The organism is Alteromonas sp. DY56-G5 (genome assembly GCF_041414725.1).
In the GTDB taxonomy this organism is placed as follows: Bacteria; Pseudomonadota; Gammaproteobacteria; order Enterobacterales; family Alteromonadaceae; genus Alteromonas; species Alteromonas macleodii.
Map to the genome: position 1 here is coordinate 19,655 of NZ_JANHZQ010000044.1, position 15,034 is coordinate 34,688.

General features: G+C 44.0%; 12 protein-coding genes. 8 read left to right on the plus strand and 4 right to left on the minus strand.

Annotated features, from left to right (window positions below):
* Positions 1 to 119 precede the first annotated feature (119 nt).
* The 4 genes from NO989_RS17615 to NO989_RS17630 all read right to left on the minus strand — a co-directional run bounded on the left by NO989_RS17615 (position 120) and on the right by NO989_RS17630 (position 4,783).
* A complete protein-coding gene (locus tag NO989_RS17615) occupies positions 120 to 1,304 on the minus strand; it encodes a CaiB/BaiF CoA-transferase family protein (RefSeq protein WP_283632127.1) in 1,185 nt (394 codons plus the stop codon).
* The gene (locus NO989_RS17620) at positions 1,301 to 2,527 is read right to left on the minus strand and encodes a thiolase family protein (RefSeq protein ID WP_272967832.1); all 1,227 of its coding nucleotides are present in this window, start codon (positions 2,525 to 2,527) and stop codon (positions 1,301 to 1,303) included. Before NO989_RS17620 ends, NO989_RS17615 begins: the two co-directional genes overlap by 4 nt.
* Before the next feature lie 2 nt (positions 2,528 to 2,529).
* Positions 2,530 to 4,239: a phenylacetic acid degradation protein PaaN gene (paaN, locus tag NO989_RS17625; RefSeq protein ID WP_272967833.1), complete on the minus strand. Its 1,710-nt coding sequence runs from the start codon at positions 4,237 to 4,239 to the stop codon at positions 2,530 to 2,532.
* 304 nt (positions 4,240 to 4,543) lie between these two features.
* On the minus strand, positions 4,544 to 4,783 hold the full coding sequence (locus NO989_RS17630; protein ID WP_272967841.1) for a GGDEF domain-containing protein: 240 nt from the start codon (positions 4,781 to 4,783) through the stop codon (positions 4,544 to 4,546).
* Positions 4,784 to 4,912: 129 nt separating this feature from the next.
* On the opposite strand from NO989_RS17630, the gene NO989_RS17635 reads away from it, so the two are divergent.
* From NO989_RS17635 to NO989_RS17670, 8 genes are all read left to right on the plus strand, one after another.
* A complete protein-coding gene (locus NO989_RS17635) occupies positions 4,913 to 5,443 on the plus strand; it encodes an RNA polymerase sigma factor (RefSeq protein ID WP_272967834.1) in 531 nt (176 codons plus the stop codon).
* A 14-nt stretch (positions 5,444 to 5,457) separates the two neighbouring features.
* Positions 5,458 to 6,378, plus strand: coding sequence for a FecR domain-containing protein (locus tag NO989_RS17640; protein WP_272967835.1), 921 nt, complete (start codon positions 5,458 to 5,460; stop codon positions 6,376 to 6,378).
* A 99-nt stretch (positions 6,379 to 6,477) separates the two neighbouring features.
* Positions 6,478 to 9,081, plus strand: a complete 2,604-nt coding sequence (locus tag NO989_RS17645) for a TonB-dependent receptor (RefSeq protein WP_272967836.1) — start codon at positions 6,478 to 6,480, stop codon at positions 9,079 to 9,081.
* A gap of 9 nt (positions 9,082 to 9,090) precedes the next feature.
* Entirely contained in the window at positions 9,091 to 10,656 is a 1,566-nt protein-coding gene (locus NO989_RS17650; RefSeq protein WP_272967837.1) for an alkaline phosphatase, read from the plus strand.
* Between the two features lie 353 nt (positions 10,657 to 11,009).
* Positions 11,010 to 11,759 carry an HNH endonuclease family protein gene (locus NO989_RS17655; protein WP_272967838.1) on the plus strand — a complete coding sequence of 250 codons (750 nt, stop codon included), beginning with the start codon at positions 11,010 to 11,012 and terminating at the stop codon, positions 11,757 to 11,759.
* 121 nt (positions 11,760 to 11,880) lie between these two features.
* Complete coding sequence (locus NO989_RS17660; RefSeq protein ID WP_272967839.1) at positions 11,881 to 12,135, plus strand: hypothetical protein; 255 nt, start codon at positions 11,881 to 11,883, stop codon at positions 12,133 to 12,135.
* Between the two features lie 798 nt (positions 12,136 to 12,933).
* The gene (locus tag NO989_RS17665; RefSeq protein WP_273016402.1) at positions 12,934 to 13,305 is read left to right on the plus strand and encodes a hypothetical protein; all 372 of its coding nucleotides are present in this window, start codon (positions 12,934 to 12,936) and stop codon (positions 13,303 to 13,305) included.
* Positions 13,306 to 13,366: 61 nt separating this feature from the next.
* Positions 13,367 to 14,182, plus strand: a complete 816-nt coding sequence (locus tag NO989_RS17670; RefSeq protein WP_371342958.1) for a hypothetical protein — start codon at positions 13,367 to 13,369, stop codon at positions 14,180 to 14,182.
* Positions 14,183 to 15,034: the final 852 nt, after the last annotated feature.

Here is a 15,034-nt window from a genome sequence, read left to right on the forward strand (position 1 = left end):
ACTCCATAACACTTGTTTGTGTGATTGCCAGAACTTCACACAGAACCTAAGTACGATTATGCAAGCATTCTGGCGGGTTATAGATGCCATTTCAAGGGCAAATTGTTAATAGATTGTTACTATATGACGCCTAGTTTCGCGAGTTCGGCCTGTTGCTCGTTGCTATAGCCCAGCTCAGAGAGAATTTCAGTTGTATGCTGTCCTAAGCTTGGAGCCGGCGAAACAGCCTCAACAGGTACTGACGAATAACGTACAGGGTGGTTTGCAACCGGTATTGCTTGTTCAACGCCGGGGTACTTGAGCTTGGAAAAAAACTCCCCTTGTTGCACATGTTCGTTTTGCAGTACCTGTTGCGGTGATAATAATTCTCCGCAAGGTATCCCAGCGTTCGTCAGCGTCTCGACTACTTGAGAGTTCGTCCGCTCTTGACACCATTCATTCATTCGTTGGGAAATTTCCGAGCCATGATCGCCACGTAACTGATCCGATTCAAACCGTTTGTCGTCATGCCATTTAGCCTCTTCTATCAAATTCGCCCAACGTTTATATAACCCAGCTCCAACCACCTGAACCGTCACCCACCCATCTCGCGTTTTGAAAGAATCGGTGGGGCCGTTGTACTGACCGCGCGTACCAGTCCCTTGCCGTCCAAGATTCAGCGCCGCCTCTTCCATTAATGCTGCGTTGTTAAAATTTAACGCCGTGGATAATAACGATCCTTCAACCACTTGCCCCTCACCAGTTAGATTGCGATGCATGATCGCCGCTAGCGTGCCAAAAGCACACAGCGCCGCCGTTCCAAAATCACAATAGGGAGCAAACGATTTAGCAGGTTGCTGGGGCTCACCACTAAGATACATGGCCCCAGACATTGCTTGAGCGACGGTATCAAAGCCACCACGTTGTGCATAAGGCCCTACGGCACCAAATGCCGAACCTGTAGTCAGAATGATATCTGATTTAGCTTTGCATAGATTCGCATAATCCAAACCAAGCTTGACTAAGGCCTGAGCGGGCAAATTAGCCACCACCACGTCAGCGGTAGCAACCAACTGTTGAATGATTTTTTGTCCTTGCTCGGAACGAGGGTTGAGAGTCATTGCGCGCTTATTACGACCAAGTTGAATATAATAAGCCCCTTCGCCCTGATCACTGATCGGTACTGTATAGCGGTCTTCTCCACCATCCGGTTTTTCAATACGAATGACATCTGCGCCGAGATCCGCCAATAAGGTAGCGCAATATGGACCGGCAATGTAGCGCCCAAAATCTAGTACTCTTATGCCATTGAGTAAACCACTCATGCTTTAACCTTCTCAACGATAGTGACCGTTGTAGCGCCTTCTTCAACTCCCAGAAAACCACCACCGTTCTCCGCGATACCGACACGGGCTCCAGCGACTTGTCGAGCTCCACACTCGCCACGCAATTGTGCGCAAAGTTCATATAATTGAGCTAAACCCGTTGCGCCCACTGGATGGCCTTTCGCCAATAGTCCTCCTGACGGGTTGACCGGTTGATGACCGCCAAGCGCAAAATCGCCTGCACGTAAACGCTCTCCCACGTTTCCAGGTTCACATAGGCCTAAGTTTTCGATTTGTTGCATCGTCGCATAAGCCGTCGCATCATGAACCTCAATTACATCAACCTCTGTTGGTCCAAGACCGGCCTGCTCATAGGCCAAATTTGCGGCTCGACGCCCAATATGCTGTTGATAATCAAATTTGTCACGTGACGTTGTGCTGAGCAAAGCACAGGCAGAAATTTTCACGGCTTTAGAGCGCCCAAGTTGTTTCAGTTTCTCCTCACTGCAGAGTACTACTGCCGCCGCACCATCACTGACCGGCGCGCACATCGCGCGGGTAAACGGGTCGACGATGGGCTTATCATTGAGTACCTGCTGAACAGAGAATGCAGTACGATATTGTGCCTTCGGATTATGCTTACCATGACCATGCGTATTCGCAGCGATGCGCGCAAAATCTTCCTGAGTACTACCAAACGTCTGCATATGCGCTTTTGCTTGAGCTGCATATAAATCCATAAACAGACTTCTTCCCACTCCAGGGAGTTCGCCACCAATTTCAACGATATAATCCAAAACCCCTTGCCGATCATGAATATCAGTCCCACCCGCAAACGCAGCAGCTACCTGCTCTTGACGATCTGGGAAAACCATCTTTTCGGTTCCAACTACCAACGCTAGTTCTACCATTCCGGCTCGAATGGCGTTCATGGCTTGCAAAACTGCTGTAGAACCCGAAGCGCAGGCATTTTCGATATTTACAATAGGCACCCCTTCGATACCTGCATGCTTCAATGCAATTTGGCCACGAATGGTATTTTGCCCTTCTAACATTGGTTGTCGTGTATTAGAAAACCATGCGGCCTGAATATCTTGTGACGTGACACCGGCATCTGCTAAAGCGGCATTAGTCACGGATGCAGTTAGGCTTTTAACAGACTCATCGAAACGTTTGCCAAAGTGAGTCATACCAATACCAACAATATAAACTGGCGCAAGCATGCTCACATGACCTCAACCGAAGGGCGACGATTCTGTGCTATGCGAAAACGAGAAGCTACAAAGGCTAAATCAGCTAAGCATGCATTCCCAGCCGCATTTAAACCAGTCACATGATAGTCACTATACGCCGCGGCAAAGTTAATCCACATCGCGCCAGTTAAGTTAATGCTTAGGTTTGCGCCGGCATAAGCGTATCGGTCGACCCAAAGGTCAATAAATTTGTCGCTCGTGGAGTAGAGGTAACAGGATATAGTTCCTCTAGTCTGAGCCAGGTGTGTTGCTTGGTTTGCTGCAGCATCTCCATCCTCTGTAGCAACAATATAAAGTACTGGGCCGAACCGTTCTTCCGCATATAAATGTTCGTGCTCTGAACTGGCAACGATGACTAGCGGTGTCATTGTGCGAGCATCAGGAAAATCAGGGTGACGATAAGGCTTAGCTTCGCGTAATATTCTTAAGCCCTCTTGGCGAGCAGTTGCGGCGGCAGTTGCAACAACCTCAATGCTAATATCCCCCTGAACTGCCCCCATAATTGCTGCCGCGGTCGCAGGGTTATCAGCAATGTCATCAATCTGAGCAACCAACTGCGAAGCAACATCAGCAAATGAAACTTTACCTTCGGCAGTTTGAACACCACCTTTGGGTACAAAAACAACTTGTGGGCTAGTACACATTTGTGCCGAGAACAAACACGTAGCTCGAGCTATGGCTCGCGCAGTTTCTTGCAATGAGTCGACCGACTCAATCACCACGCTGTTAACCCCTGCGGTTTCGGTATACAACAATTTTTTAGTTACATTATTTTCAAGGTAACTACCGTACTTTGGACTACCTGTAAAATCGATGATTTGAACTCTGGGATCATCAACGTAGCGGCCTGCAATAGGGGCATCTTTGCGGTCTACCGCTAACGTCACCAAGTTAGGGTCGTAGCCAAATTCGACAAGTATTTCTCTACAGGTTTCTACCACCATCGCCATGGGCAGCACTGCAATTGGATGCGGCTTGATAACAACTGGGTTGCCGGTTGCCAAACTTGCAAAAAGAGCTGGATAAGCATTCCATGTAGGGAATGATGCGCAACATATTACCAAGCCAATCCCTCTGGGAACCAAAGTATAAGCCTTCTGTAAGGCAATATCTTCACGCCCAAATTGGCGCTGATAAGTGGCGTTTGGAATAACGTTTTCCATGGCTTGTGACGCATAGGCAAGTGCTTCGATACCGCGATCCAGTGCGTTTGGCCCTGAACCACTGAACGCCTGCGTATAGCTTTGCCCCGCTACATGCATGACAGCATGCGCCATTTCGAAATTACGTTCATACATACGTTGGGCAATTTCCAAACAAATCGCCACACGCAACTCAGGGGCAGCTTTGCCCCACTTAGCACTGCCCTGCTGTGCAGCAGTAAGCAGTTGCTCAGGGTCACAGACCGGGTATTGAATGTCTAGTGGCCGCTGTGTAAAAGGAGATACTTCTTCACCGTGCCACTCAACAATGCCGGGCAAGTCTAAGTTAAACTTTTTACCAACCTGCGCTTCAAAACATTTCTTCCCCGCTGCAGGCTTTTCGTTACCGTGAATTTTGCTCGACGGTGAGTCTTTAAACGGGCTCCAACTTCGCCTCGACATAATAGCTTCCCGAGCAGCACTTAGTGTCGCTTGATGCTTTTGGATGAGTCGAGATTCTTGTTCGTTTATTTTGCCCATATTAATGCGTTTCCAAGCCAACTTTAGTAAGTATGTTTACACAAGTGAGTATGGTTATGCAAGTATATCAATCAAAAATAGACGGACCATGCTTTTGCTTGTTGCGCCAGTAGCGTTTTCCAGCCGCATACCGCTACCAATCTTTGATTAAGTGCTATAGGTGATTACGTAGGAAGACGCCAAGGCCATGCCAACGAGAACTGAAACGAATGATCACAGAGAGTTGAAACTTGCTCTGAATTAAGTGTGGTTAGCACGCACCTTGATGGGTAGAAACTAGATTACGACCTTTGTGTTTCGCTGACTAGAGTGCACTGTCGGCTTTACTAAATAGGTCTCGCCAACTGTACAACATACCGGTTGACGCGGCGATGCCAATACTCACCGTGGTTTGAATCTGTTGCCCTGCGTACTCGACTCGTGCCTCAGCAACCTTTTTGAGTAACCGTTCGGCTACCCGATGAGCTTTGTCTGCGCTGAGCCCCAGCATCAAAATAGCAAACTCTTCGCCGCCGAGTCGACCGAACAGGTCGACGGATCGTATCTCTGAGCGTGGACAGTATTAACGCTTCGTAGGGGCGTATATCACCTTTATAATTTTGTTCATAGCCACAAAACTGTCATCATGGCGTTTTATAGTTTGAGCTAACCCTACGCAATAGAAAAACATTTTGTGGAAGCTGTTCTTTTCTCTTCACTTTATCGCAGTTATTGGAAAACTTTGTGCCAGAAGTTAAGGGCTAACTTTGGCGAAGGGCCGCCCGATCCAGAAGACATTACTCAACAAGCTTTCATAAAATATCGCCAGCAAGCGGCAAGTAAAAACATCGAGAACCCTCAAGGCTATTTGTATACGTTGGCAAAAAATCTCTATATTGATCAGTATCGCTCACAAAATCGATACGATGGTTTAATTGATGATGTGTTTGCTGACCTTGCACTGGAGCCCATCAATACAAATTCTTCCGAAGATATTGCGTTAAAAAATGAAAAATTAGCTGTGATTGATGACGTAATAGCCGCGTTGCCAGAGAAACAGCGTTTACTTATAAAAGCCAACCGAATTCACGGAGAAACCTACCACCAAATATCAAAGCGCACCGGATACTCAGTATCGAACATTTGTCGCACGCTAGAATTGGTGAATAAGGCATTACAAGAAGCGGTAGATAATTGGGAAAATGGCCATCCACCACACTTTTGAAAAGAAGCGTCGCAATGACAGAAATTGAAAAGCAAGCCAATAAGTGGCTAATTCTTCTTCATAGTGGCGAGGCTTCACAACAAGACATCCAGGCATTCAAGCAGTGGCTTCAAGTCTCTTCATGTCATGTTGAAACATACAGACACGCTGAATCATTGTGGCGGATGACTCGTTATTCGGAATCGTTATATACAACTCACACAACCCGCTCTAGCCGCAAAAGTACATATATGTTGAGCACTATGGCAACTGCTGCATTATTGCTAATCGCATGTGTGCTTTTTTTTCAGTTACAGCCTGTTTCTCCCATGCAAGGCGAGCGGCTACTCACCACTGATGTAGGGCAAATACAAACCTTTACACTTGCTGATAACTCTTCGGTTACTTTGGGGGGAGACAGCAAGGTCAGCGTGTGGTTTGAAGAAGCTCAGCGCAGCACTCGTCTTATTAAGGGTGATGCCCTGTTCGATGTTCAACACGCCCCCCAGCGTCCCTTTGTTACTTACATTGATGATGCGCAGATTACGGTGTTGGGTACGCGCTATGACGTACAGAAAAGGCCTTATCAAAACAGCGTTACGGTGGGGCACGGAAAGGTTAATGTAGCCAATAATCGTGAGGAGGTAAGTCTCACTCCAGGCCAAAAAGTAAACCTTGTTACCAATAAAATTGGTAAGGTTTCGTATGTTGAGCCTGATTTTTTTGCGCAATGGAAACAGCAACGTTTTGCCTTTTCTCATCATACACTAGAAGACGTAGTATCGGTTATTAATCGCCACAACTTAACGCCGGTACGAATTGCCACACCCACTTTACGGACACTTCGTGTTACCGTCGCTTTCTCGGCCGTGCAGAGTTTTCAGGTATTGGAAAGTTTGGCACAGCAATATGAATTCGATATCAAAAAAACGCCTTCTGAAATCCTACTTTTTTAGTGAAGTTTTTATGAAGCTTTAATGAATGGTGAAAAATATAGGTTTCGCAAACGTTAGGTAAGTAGCACATGTTTTAACTACTTAAAAATGGAAGAACCTATGTTTACACATTCTCGCTTTACACCTATTTGCTTAGCGTTGGGCGTTGCCCTAAGTTCTGGCTCATCTTGCGTTTATGCTCAGTCGACCAATACAGTAACGCTGACAGATGCAATTAGTCGTTTATCTGCTCAGTACAAGGTTGTTATTCTAACTACCATTGCAGATAGTGATTCTGTAAAAGTTCCACCGGTTACTGCTTCTGTGACTATAGAGCAAGCGCTTGCAACTATGTTAGCGGGAACTGAATTGGAGGTGATAAAAGATGGTAAAGGTTCTTATGTTATTCAAACCAAGTCATTAAAAAAGACAAGTGAAACGTCACAGGAAGCGTTAAAGAAAGCGAGCTCCACTGAGCCCACTATGACATTGGGGCAAATTGAAGAAATTGTCATAACAGCGCAAAAAACTTCTCAGAACCTGCAACAGGTGGCTGCTTCTATCTCCGCAGTGAATGGGGAAAATCTAGAAAAAATGAATGTGAACAGCGTGTTTGATCTGTCTGGTAAGTTGCCGGGGCTAGTAATGACCAGTGTTCAAGGGTATCGACCTACTGTCTCCATTCGCGGGATCGGCAATGAAATTCCTGACAACGCAGGAACCAAGCAGGCTGTTGCATTTCATGTAGATGGCGTTTTCATGGCAAATGATTATGCACTTCTCGCGGACATGTCTGATGTTAGCAGAATCGAGATGACGCGAGGGCCAGACGGTACACTTTACGGTAACAGCTCTACCGGCGGTGCTATTAATTTAGTGTCTCACAAGCCTCAACACGACGAATTATTTGGGGCTATGAGCTTCGCAGCCGGCGCATATTCTCAGCAGGAAGCAAGAGCAATGGTCAATGTTCCGGTAAACAATGAACTTGCGTTTCGTGTTAGCGCCTCACATCGTCAGCGAGACGGATATACTGAAAACAAAGCGATTGAAAATTATGAGCTAGATGATGTGGATAACGAAACCATCAAGGCACAGATTAGTTGGCAGCCGTCAGATGATATCAATGTGCTTTTTCAACATCAGGTGTTTTCCAGTGACACACATGGTCCAGCCCTTAAAGGTGGGTTCGATACCATTTCTGACGACCCTCGCGTTGTTTATCACGATACACCCGAGTTCTATCGCCTTAATACGCAGTTGAGTAGTTTTCATTTCGACTGGACATTGCCCGGAAGTGCGTTGAGTGTGATTTTAAGTAAGCAGCGGTATCACATGCGCCGAAAGTTTGATTTTGACCGGTCGTCACTTACCGCCAACGACCCTGCGCCACTACCATTAGTAGGAGAGTTAGATTTATTGGGAGAAGCGCCTATTCCGCAGTTTGTAGGAAATTTGTCTCAATTAGACCATTCATATACAGCTGAAATTAACCTTACTTCTGCACCTGACGCCGACGGGCTTAAATGGGTAGTGGGAGCATTCTTTTTAGATACAGAAATTTTCAGCAATACCCGTAACTTTTATGATGCAGACAGAGATGGCGAGCCGGTAAATGAAACTATTACTGGCCCGAATATTTTTGCAGACAACGCCGATATCGATTTTATCAATTCAGACTATCGCAATTTCAATTCATACGCCATATTTGGCCAATTTACCTATCCGTTTTCAACTCAGCTGGCGGTTACCGCTGGTTTGCGCTTTACCAATAATAAATTTGAAGATGAACGTTGTAGCTTAAATTGTGTTCCCACTCGTTCACCAATCACCAGTACGCCAGCCAACGAAACCGACAATGTTACCGGAAAGGTTGCACTGGAATATACGTGGAACCAAGACATGATGAGTTACGTTTCTATTGCCACAGGAGTAAAGCCAGCTGGTTCAAACAGTAGCGCAGATACTCGCTTTTTTCCTGAAGTCTTCGATCAGGAAGAAGTTATAGCGTATGAAGTGGGTAACAAAGCGGAATTATTCAATAAACGCAGCCGTTTGAATATTGCCGCTTTCTATTACGATTACAAAGATTATTTATTTGAATCTAGCGGTATCGGCCGATTTGCGTCAGGGGCATCTAACTTACCTGAAGCGGAGATTTACGGTATTGAGGTGGAATCTGATACTTGGGTTACTGAATCGTTGTCCCTTACTTTATCATTAAGTGCAATGGAGTCTGAAATCATCAAGGGCCGTGATGCAATCGACCGTGCAGAGGCCGAAAACCAAAGTGTGGGTCTTATTCTTGCCGGTGCTAGCAGTGAAGAGATTAACGCTGCGCGAGAAGCAACCGCAATTAATCTAACGGGTAACGAACTCCCCAAAATACCAGACCTTATGGCTAACGTAGGGCTCGTCTACTACCTTACTGACAGCATGGGGGGCGAATGGGAGTTTTCTGGGCAATACACTTATCGAGGTGAATTTTATGCCAGAGCATTTAACTCATCGCAAAGAGATAATGTCCCCTCGTATGGTATGACAAACCTCAATGTTACTTACTTTACACCACAAAAAAGCTGGAAGATTGACCTTAATGTACATAATCTATTCGATGAAGACGCGGTTATTACCCGCTTTACCGATACTTTTGGTCTGGGCTTTAGCAGCGATCAATATCTTGCTCCACGAACCGTCACTTTACGAGCCAAATACTTTTTCTAGGAAAGCAGTGTGATAAGAAGAGACTTCATTAAGTTAAGTCTGGCAACAGCGGGTTTACCCGTTGTTGGCTGTGCGCAAACAAGCAATCCGTTTGTCTACCGGTGCGCCATTACCAGTGGACCTGCGGTCGGTAGTGCTACTCAGTACAGCGCCATTATCTGGTGTAGGGCCAATCGAAATAGTGTTCTTGCCGTAGAAATAAGCGAAACCGAAAGTTTTAATAACATCGTTACTGTAATAGGTAGTGAGGCGCAAGCTGACCGTGATTTTAATTGCAAAGCAACATTAACATCGTTAAAACCGGGCACAGAGTATTATTATCGCTGTCACATGCGCGATACTGAAACTGGCGTGCGAATAAGCGATGATGTATCTGGACGCTTTTGTACAGCACACGCGACGGCGGCAGCGCTTAGTTTTTGTTGGTCTGGAGACACCGCTGGACAAGGCTATGGCATAGACCCTACCCATGGGGGAATGAAAACTTATCAAGTCATGTTGCAACATCAGCCCGATTTTCTTGTTCATTGTGGCGATCAAATTTACGCAGACAACCCCATTTTACCGGAATTAAAAGCTGAAGATGGCAGTGTTTGGCAAAATCGACATGCGGACTATGTCGATCATGTTGCGCAAACCACCCAGGATTTTAGGGATCGGTTTTATTACAATTACTTTGACCCTCACTTCGCAGCGTTTCATCGCCACGTTGCAACCTACTATTTATGGGATGACCATGAAGTGCGTAATAACTGGTATCCAAATCAAATAGTAGAGGATCAGCGATACGAAACTAAACAAGCGTCCACCTTAGCTCAGCGTGCACGCACCGCCATGGTTGAGTGTAATCCGTTACCTGATACAGCAAGACAGCAGCTTTATCAGCATGTTTCGCGAGGGCCGCTGCTTGATTTATTTTTGGTGGATATGCGCAGCTATCGCACTGCAAACCGAACACCTTCTCAAACAAGAGAGGACGTGAAGGAGCATATATTTGGTGCCCAGCAATTGGCTTGGTTGAAAGCGTCGCTGCTTGATGCTAAAGGTGTGTGGAAAATTATAGCCTTGGACATGCCCATAGGTTTAGTGGTCGAAGATTATCACGACGGTACTATTGAAGCTGTTGCTAACCGCGACGGGCCAGTTACTGGCCGTGAAGTAGATGTTGCTGAACTGCTTAGTTTCATAAAACTGCACGATATAGAAAATGTCCATTTTATCACCGCTGACGTGCATTATTGTGCGTCTCATTATTATTCGCCCACCAACGCACAATTCAAACAGTTTAAGCCATTTTGGGAATTTGTAAGCGGCCCACTTCACGCTGGCACCTTTGGGTCTAATCGTCTTGATAACACGTTCGGGCCTGAGCTGGTGTTTAAAGGCATACCAGACGACCTGCCACCAAATTTATCACCGGTGTCGGGGTATCAGTTCTTTGGTGTAATGAGTATAGATGCGCAGAGTCAGAAATTAACTGTGTCTCACATTAATCGTGAAGGTGACGTCTTGTGGTCTAAGGTACTTAAACCTGAAAAACAACGTGCTGCCCAACAGTATCAGCAATCGCTTTAGTGACGTTGTACTATAGGCAAAAATTGTCTTTTTTTCTGAAGGCAAGTAACTACGGCAGGAGATAAGGGGTATGGTTCCTTCCCTGCCGTGTTTTCTTTTGAGTTATTTGTACACCAATGCAAGACAACAATGTTAAACGCATAGAAACGTACTGTGAGAACTAGTCTTTATTCTCTGAAACGTGAGCCGGTTCTTCATTGCTATAGTACATTACGCCAAGTTCGATTTTTTCTCTCCCTTGAGCAAGTCGGTGCTTGCTGGTATCGCGTAGGGAGTAAACTAGTTATATATCCTTTTCAAAGGTGTTACTAGTCGCTATCCTTGGCATTATTTGGGAGTTATTAAAAGCAATTATGAATAGAAATACACTTATACTCTTTCTGCTGAGTTTCTCCATATTGTCATGCGGGTTACCCAATGATGCTTATGCTCAAGTTAAGAAAAGCACATCCGGCATATGTCATGACTCTTCGAGTGCATCCTATAATCGAACCAAGAATTTCGAAGTCTTTAATACTATTGAAGCCTGCCTTGAAAGCGGTGGCCGATTGCCTAAATCAAAATCGTCATATCAACAAGCGGAAAAAGAAGCATTAAGGGAAGGCAGAGTTTTTACCTCTGACTATGATAGAGCCGATTGGCCGCATTGGATTGACGATGACAGCGACTGCCAAAATACACGCCATGAAATGTTGATATTAACATCTAACACTCCTGTTGAGTTTAAAACCGATAGAGGTTGTCAAGTCGCTGTCGGCGAATGGTATGACCCTTATTCGGGGGACACATTTACCGATTCTACTGCGCTTGACCTTGACCACATTGTTCCTCTCAAATTTGCGCACGGTCATGCTGGCGATAAATGGTCCCGAGATAAACGGCAGGCATTTGCAAATGACCCTCAAAATCTCCTACTTGTTAAAGCATCGCTTAATCGACAAAAAGGCGCCAAAGGCTTAGATGAGTGGTTACCACCAAATCATGCTTATCGATGCGAGTACATAGAACGGTTTATGGGCGTCATTGACAAATATGGTCTTCTACTTATACCTAGCGAGAAACGAGTTATCAATAGGATGCAGAAAGCCTGTATGGGTAATTAGCCCGTGAAACATAACGGACAGGTCATCGCAAAAAATTAAGCATCCGTGCGCTAGTCCAGTTACCTCTTCGAAGAAAGTCAGTTAAATTGCTCCGTATCCCTATCACAAATAGGTTTTCTAAATGGAATGTTCATACATTAATGACGTGAGGGCTATTGTCGCCGACACCTACCTCGCTTATACATGCGATATCGATGGTGCAGAAGCGTTTAGACGATTTGTTTCAAAGAAAAAACCTCTTCTTGATGTTCGCAGAGACCCTAAGTTTTCAGCGTTTACAGACGAAGAACTGATTGATGAGATGTTTTTGCTAGAGGAAGATATACTTTTAGTTTTTTGGAAAAATCTGAGGTCACAGGATATTACACACCGATAACTAATGAATGCTATCTTATAAACTTACTTTTCTTGCAAGTTACAAAGTTTACTGGATAAAAAAGAAGATTTTTAACCGTCTGATTTTCATTCGTTTTTTCCGTTTTAAAAGTAATCGCATTGTAATTGTCAGTAGACAATTTAAGACGTTTGGCGATACACCTTTCTGTAAAGGTGCCGGCTACTGACTTTGAAAAAAGTGCGCTATTGAGGGTGAATAATATTAGACGTGCAATTAAAGCCCGATTTTGTGGCAGATGCAATTGATGTTGAGTAAAAGTTAAAGTTCCACATTTCACTTATAACCTCCCAATTTCTAATATCATTCAAATTCGAAGAGGCATCATTACCACTAAGATTGAAATAGTTGACAGTATGACTACATGAGCGGCAGCGGATAGTGTAAAAATGAAAAACACTAGGCATTATGTTCCTCTAAAAACTGGCCTCTCCTCCGCACTTGAAGCAGGGCCTCAACTCAATATGGGAAAACTGGCCAACATCATATGGGGGACTTGGCTGACTCATCACTACCTCCCTATAAATAAGCGTTTATAAACACAGTATAAACATTTTCTATATCGCATAGATAACTAAACGCTTACGTTTTACTTAATCGCTATTTGCTGCCTCAACTTTTTTACACTTGAGCAAAGATAAAAAGTTAGCTTTCCGCTTCCGATTACGATTTCTGATGCAGCAAATAGGGCTCACTTCAGCAGCAAATTTAAAATGGCTAAAGGGTTGTATATCTCTGTCAAGACAGTTGGGTGACGTCAACATGTTGGAGATATACAAGATGAAAACTAAGCTGCCTCTTATTGGTATTTTTTGGGTCTACAAGTCGACTGTAATTGCTAAAGCAATGCCTTTGAATAGAGCAGAGCCTGATAGCCTTTCACTCTATGACAGTGACTTTAGCCATATAGTAGAGTGGGAAGATCATAGAATATACCTTCCGTGTTTTCCTGAGCTTATTGCTGTTGAATATCAAGAAATCAGCAGGGGTAGAGTGATTTACTCTGGAAACTCAACATCCTTTAAAATTTATGCAGACAGAGAAGTTGTAGAGAGCGTAGAGCTTCAAAACTTAATATGTGATAAATTTGACCTTATACCGAGTCAATGCACTTGGAAGCTAGATAAGCATTACCGCATTTTTAGTTCATGAAAAGCTTACGAAAAAGTTAAAAAGTCGCTCAGTAAAGAATACGCAAGCAAATCATAGGGACATGACGTTGAATATATTTGAAGTGATAAACAATAATATTTCTGACTTTGTAGAAAACCAAGAAAATAAAGCGCTCAAGAGAGGTACAGGCTCTTATTCGATACCGTTTAGAGGCTCTATCTTCGGGGAAATCGAGACAGAAAAAGTATTAAGTAAGCTCAATGCCGAATCAGTTGATGTAATTTGGTTAGGCTCAAATCCTAATGTTCCTGAATCTCTCGACGCTATTTTGACACCTTCCTCCCCTTCTCACTACGAGGGTTTTGTGCAACAAACCATGAACGACAATTTCAGCGAAGCGTACAAAAATAGTGAAGGTGCGAATGCCCCATTGTGGGACCCTATTAACAAGCCAAATAACAAGTGGCAATTCTACTCTGAGATATTCAATAAGCGGTTTGGTGAATACAAAACGCTCATGGCTAACATAGTGCTGTGGGGAAGTAAGGACTTTAAAAGCTTCACTTCTCAGTTGGCTGAATACGATAAAGCACTTCTAGACAGAGCCATTCAGTTTTCTTGCGAGCTGAACAATCAGATAATCGAGCACTTCAAGCCAAAGGTTGTTCTTGTTCCCAAAAGCTTTATTAGCGCATCATCAAAGAATTGGCTGCTACACTCTTCAAACTTAACAGACATAAAACATCACGAAGTGAAAGGTAAAGTAACGTTCAAGTTTTCAGTAGGTAGACTGCAAAATGACCTTTTTGAAACAACTGTAATATCAGCCCCCCACCCTTCATATACACCTAGAATTGGGCGTGAATTTAGAGAATCTGCGCAAAACGCCTTTTTTTCAGTATTACAAAATTGCTAATACACGTTAATCTATTTCATGAGACGGATTAGTTTTATGTTTGTTCAAGCATTCTCCATACTTTGCTTGGGGAGATTTTGATGGATTTTAAAGTGACTTGATGACGGAGGCAGGCTTATCAACACTTCCCGATGAAGAGTACACGGGGAATTAGTCGCACAACAATGCATTTATTTTTTACGGCTTATCCAATAAAAACCGCCTATCAACACAACGAATGCTAATACCACTGCTGAGGTACCTAACAATTGAATGGTGTTCACAAATTTTCCTTCCTTTTTCGACAGCCAAATTTTGACCTGCCTTCAAGACTAACATTTACTTATCTTCGGGCTTAGAGAAAACTTCAGGAAAATACTTTTCACCGATTCTATCCCAATCAATGAATATCGCAGCACATAATGCCACGACCAGAAATCCAATCGTTGTATATATGATTAACTGGTACATAATTCGCCTAATTAGTCCATTTCCCTAGACTTTAAACGCTATTTAAAAAACCGCAATCATGTAAACCCGAATTTCACCCAAAAAAATACATATAACTATAAATTAGATTCAAAGATTAGAAAATCCAATAACAGCGTAGTTTGCGAGGTTATTTTCTAACTTTTATCTAACTTTCTATTTGCTCTTTATACTCACGATAAGTCGCTCAACAGCAGGCACTAGTGCAGTCGGTATACGCATTGTTTTACTGCCTTTGCCTTTTTTACGGCTTGCATTATACCTTAAGCTCATTTGTGTGTATAAATTCAATAAATGCGTGATTCCCCAACTATTACGGTAGTAAACTCAAACGATTCAAACGCGCACAGCAGCATCTATGGTTGCTATGTCACCTGACAGAGC

What these genes read in the sequence shown, in the direction of transcription:
- NO989_RS17615 (WP_283632127.1), bottom strand. Translation starts at nt 1,304, where the DNA reads ATGAGTGGTTTACTCAATGGCATAAGAGTACTAGATTTTGGGCGCTAC.
- NO989_RS17620 (WP_272967832.1), bottom strand. Translation starts at nt 2,527, where the DNA reads ATGCTTGCGCCAGTTTATATTGTTGGTATTGGTATGACTCACTTTGGC.
- paaN (WP_272967833.1), bottom strand. Translation starts at nt 4,239, where the DNA reads ATGGGCAAAATAAACGAACAAGAATCTCGACTCATCCAAAAGCATCAA.
- NO989_RS17640 (WP_272967835.1), top strand. Translation starts at nt 5,458, where the DNA reads ATGACAGAAATTGAAAAGCAAGCCAATAAGTGGCTAATTCTTCTTCAT.
- NO989_RS17645 (WP_272967836.1), top strand. Translation starts at nt 6,478, where the DNA reads ATGTTTACACATTCTCGCTTTACACCTATTTGCTTAGCGTTGGGCGTT.
- NO989_RS17655 (WP_272967838.1), top strand. Translation starts at nt 11,010, where the DNA reads ATGAATAGAAATACACTTATACTCTTTCTGCTGAGTTTCTCCATATTG.
- NO989_RS17660 (WP_272967839.1), top strand. Translation starts at nt 11,881, where the DNA reads ATGGAATGTTCATACATTAATGACGTGAGGGCTATTGTCGCCGACACC.
- NO989_RS17665 (WP_273016402.1), top strand. Translation starts at nt 12,934, where the DNA reads ATGAAAACTAAGCTGCCTCTTATTGGTATTTTTTGGGTCTACAAGTCG.
- NO989_RS17670 (WP_371342958.1), top strand. Translation starts at nt 13,367, where the DNA reads ATGACGTTGAATATATTTGAAGTGATAAACAATAATATTTCTGACTTT.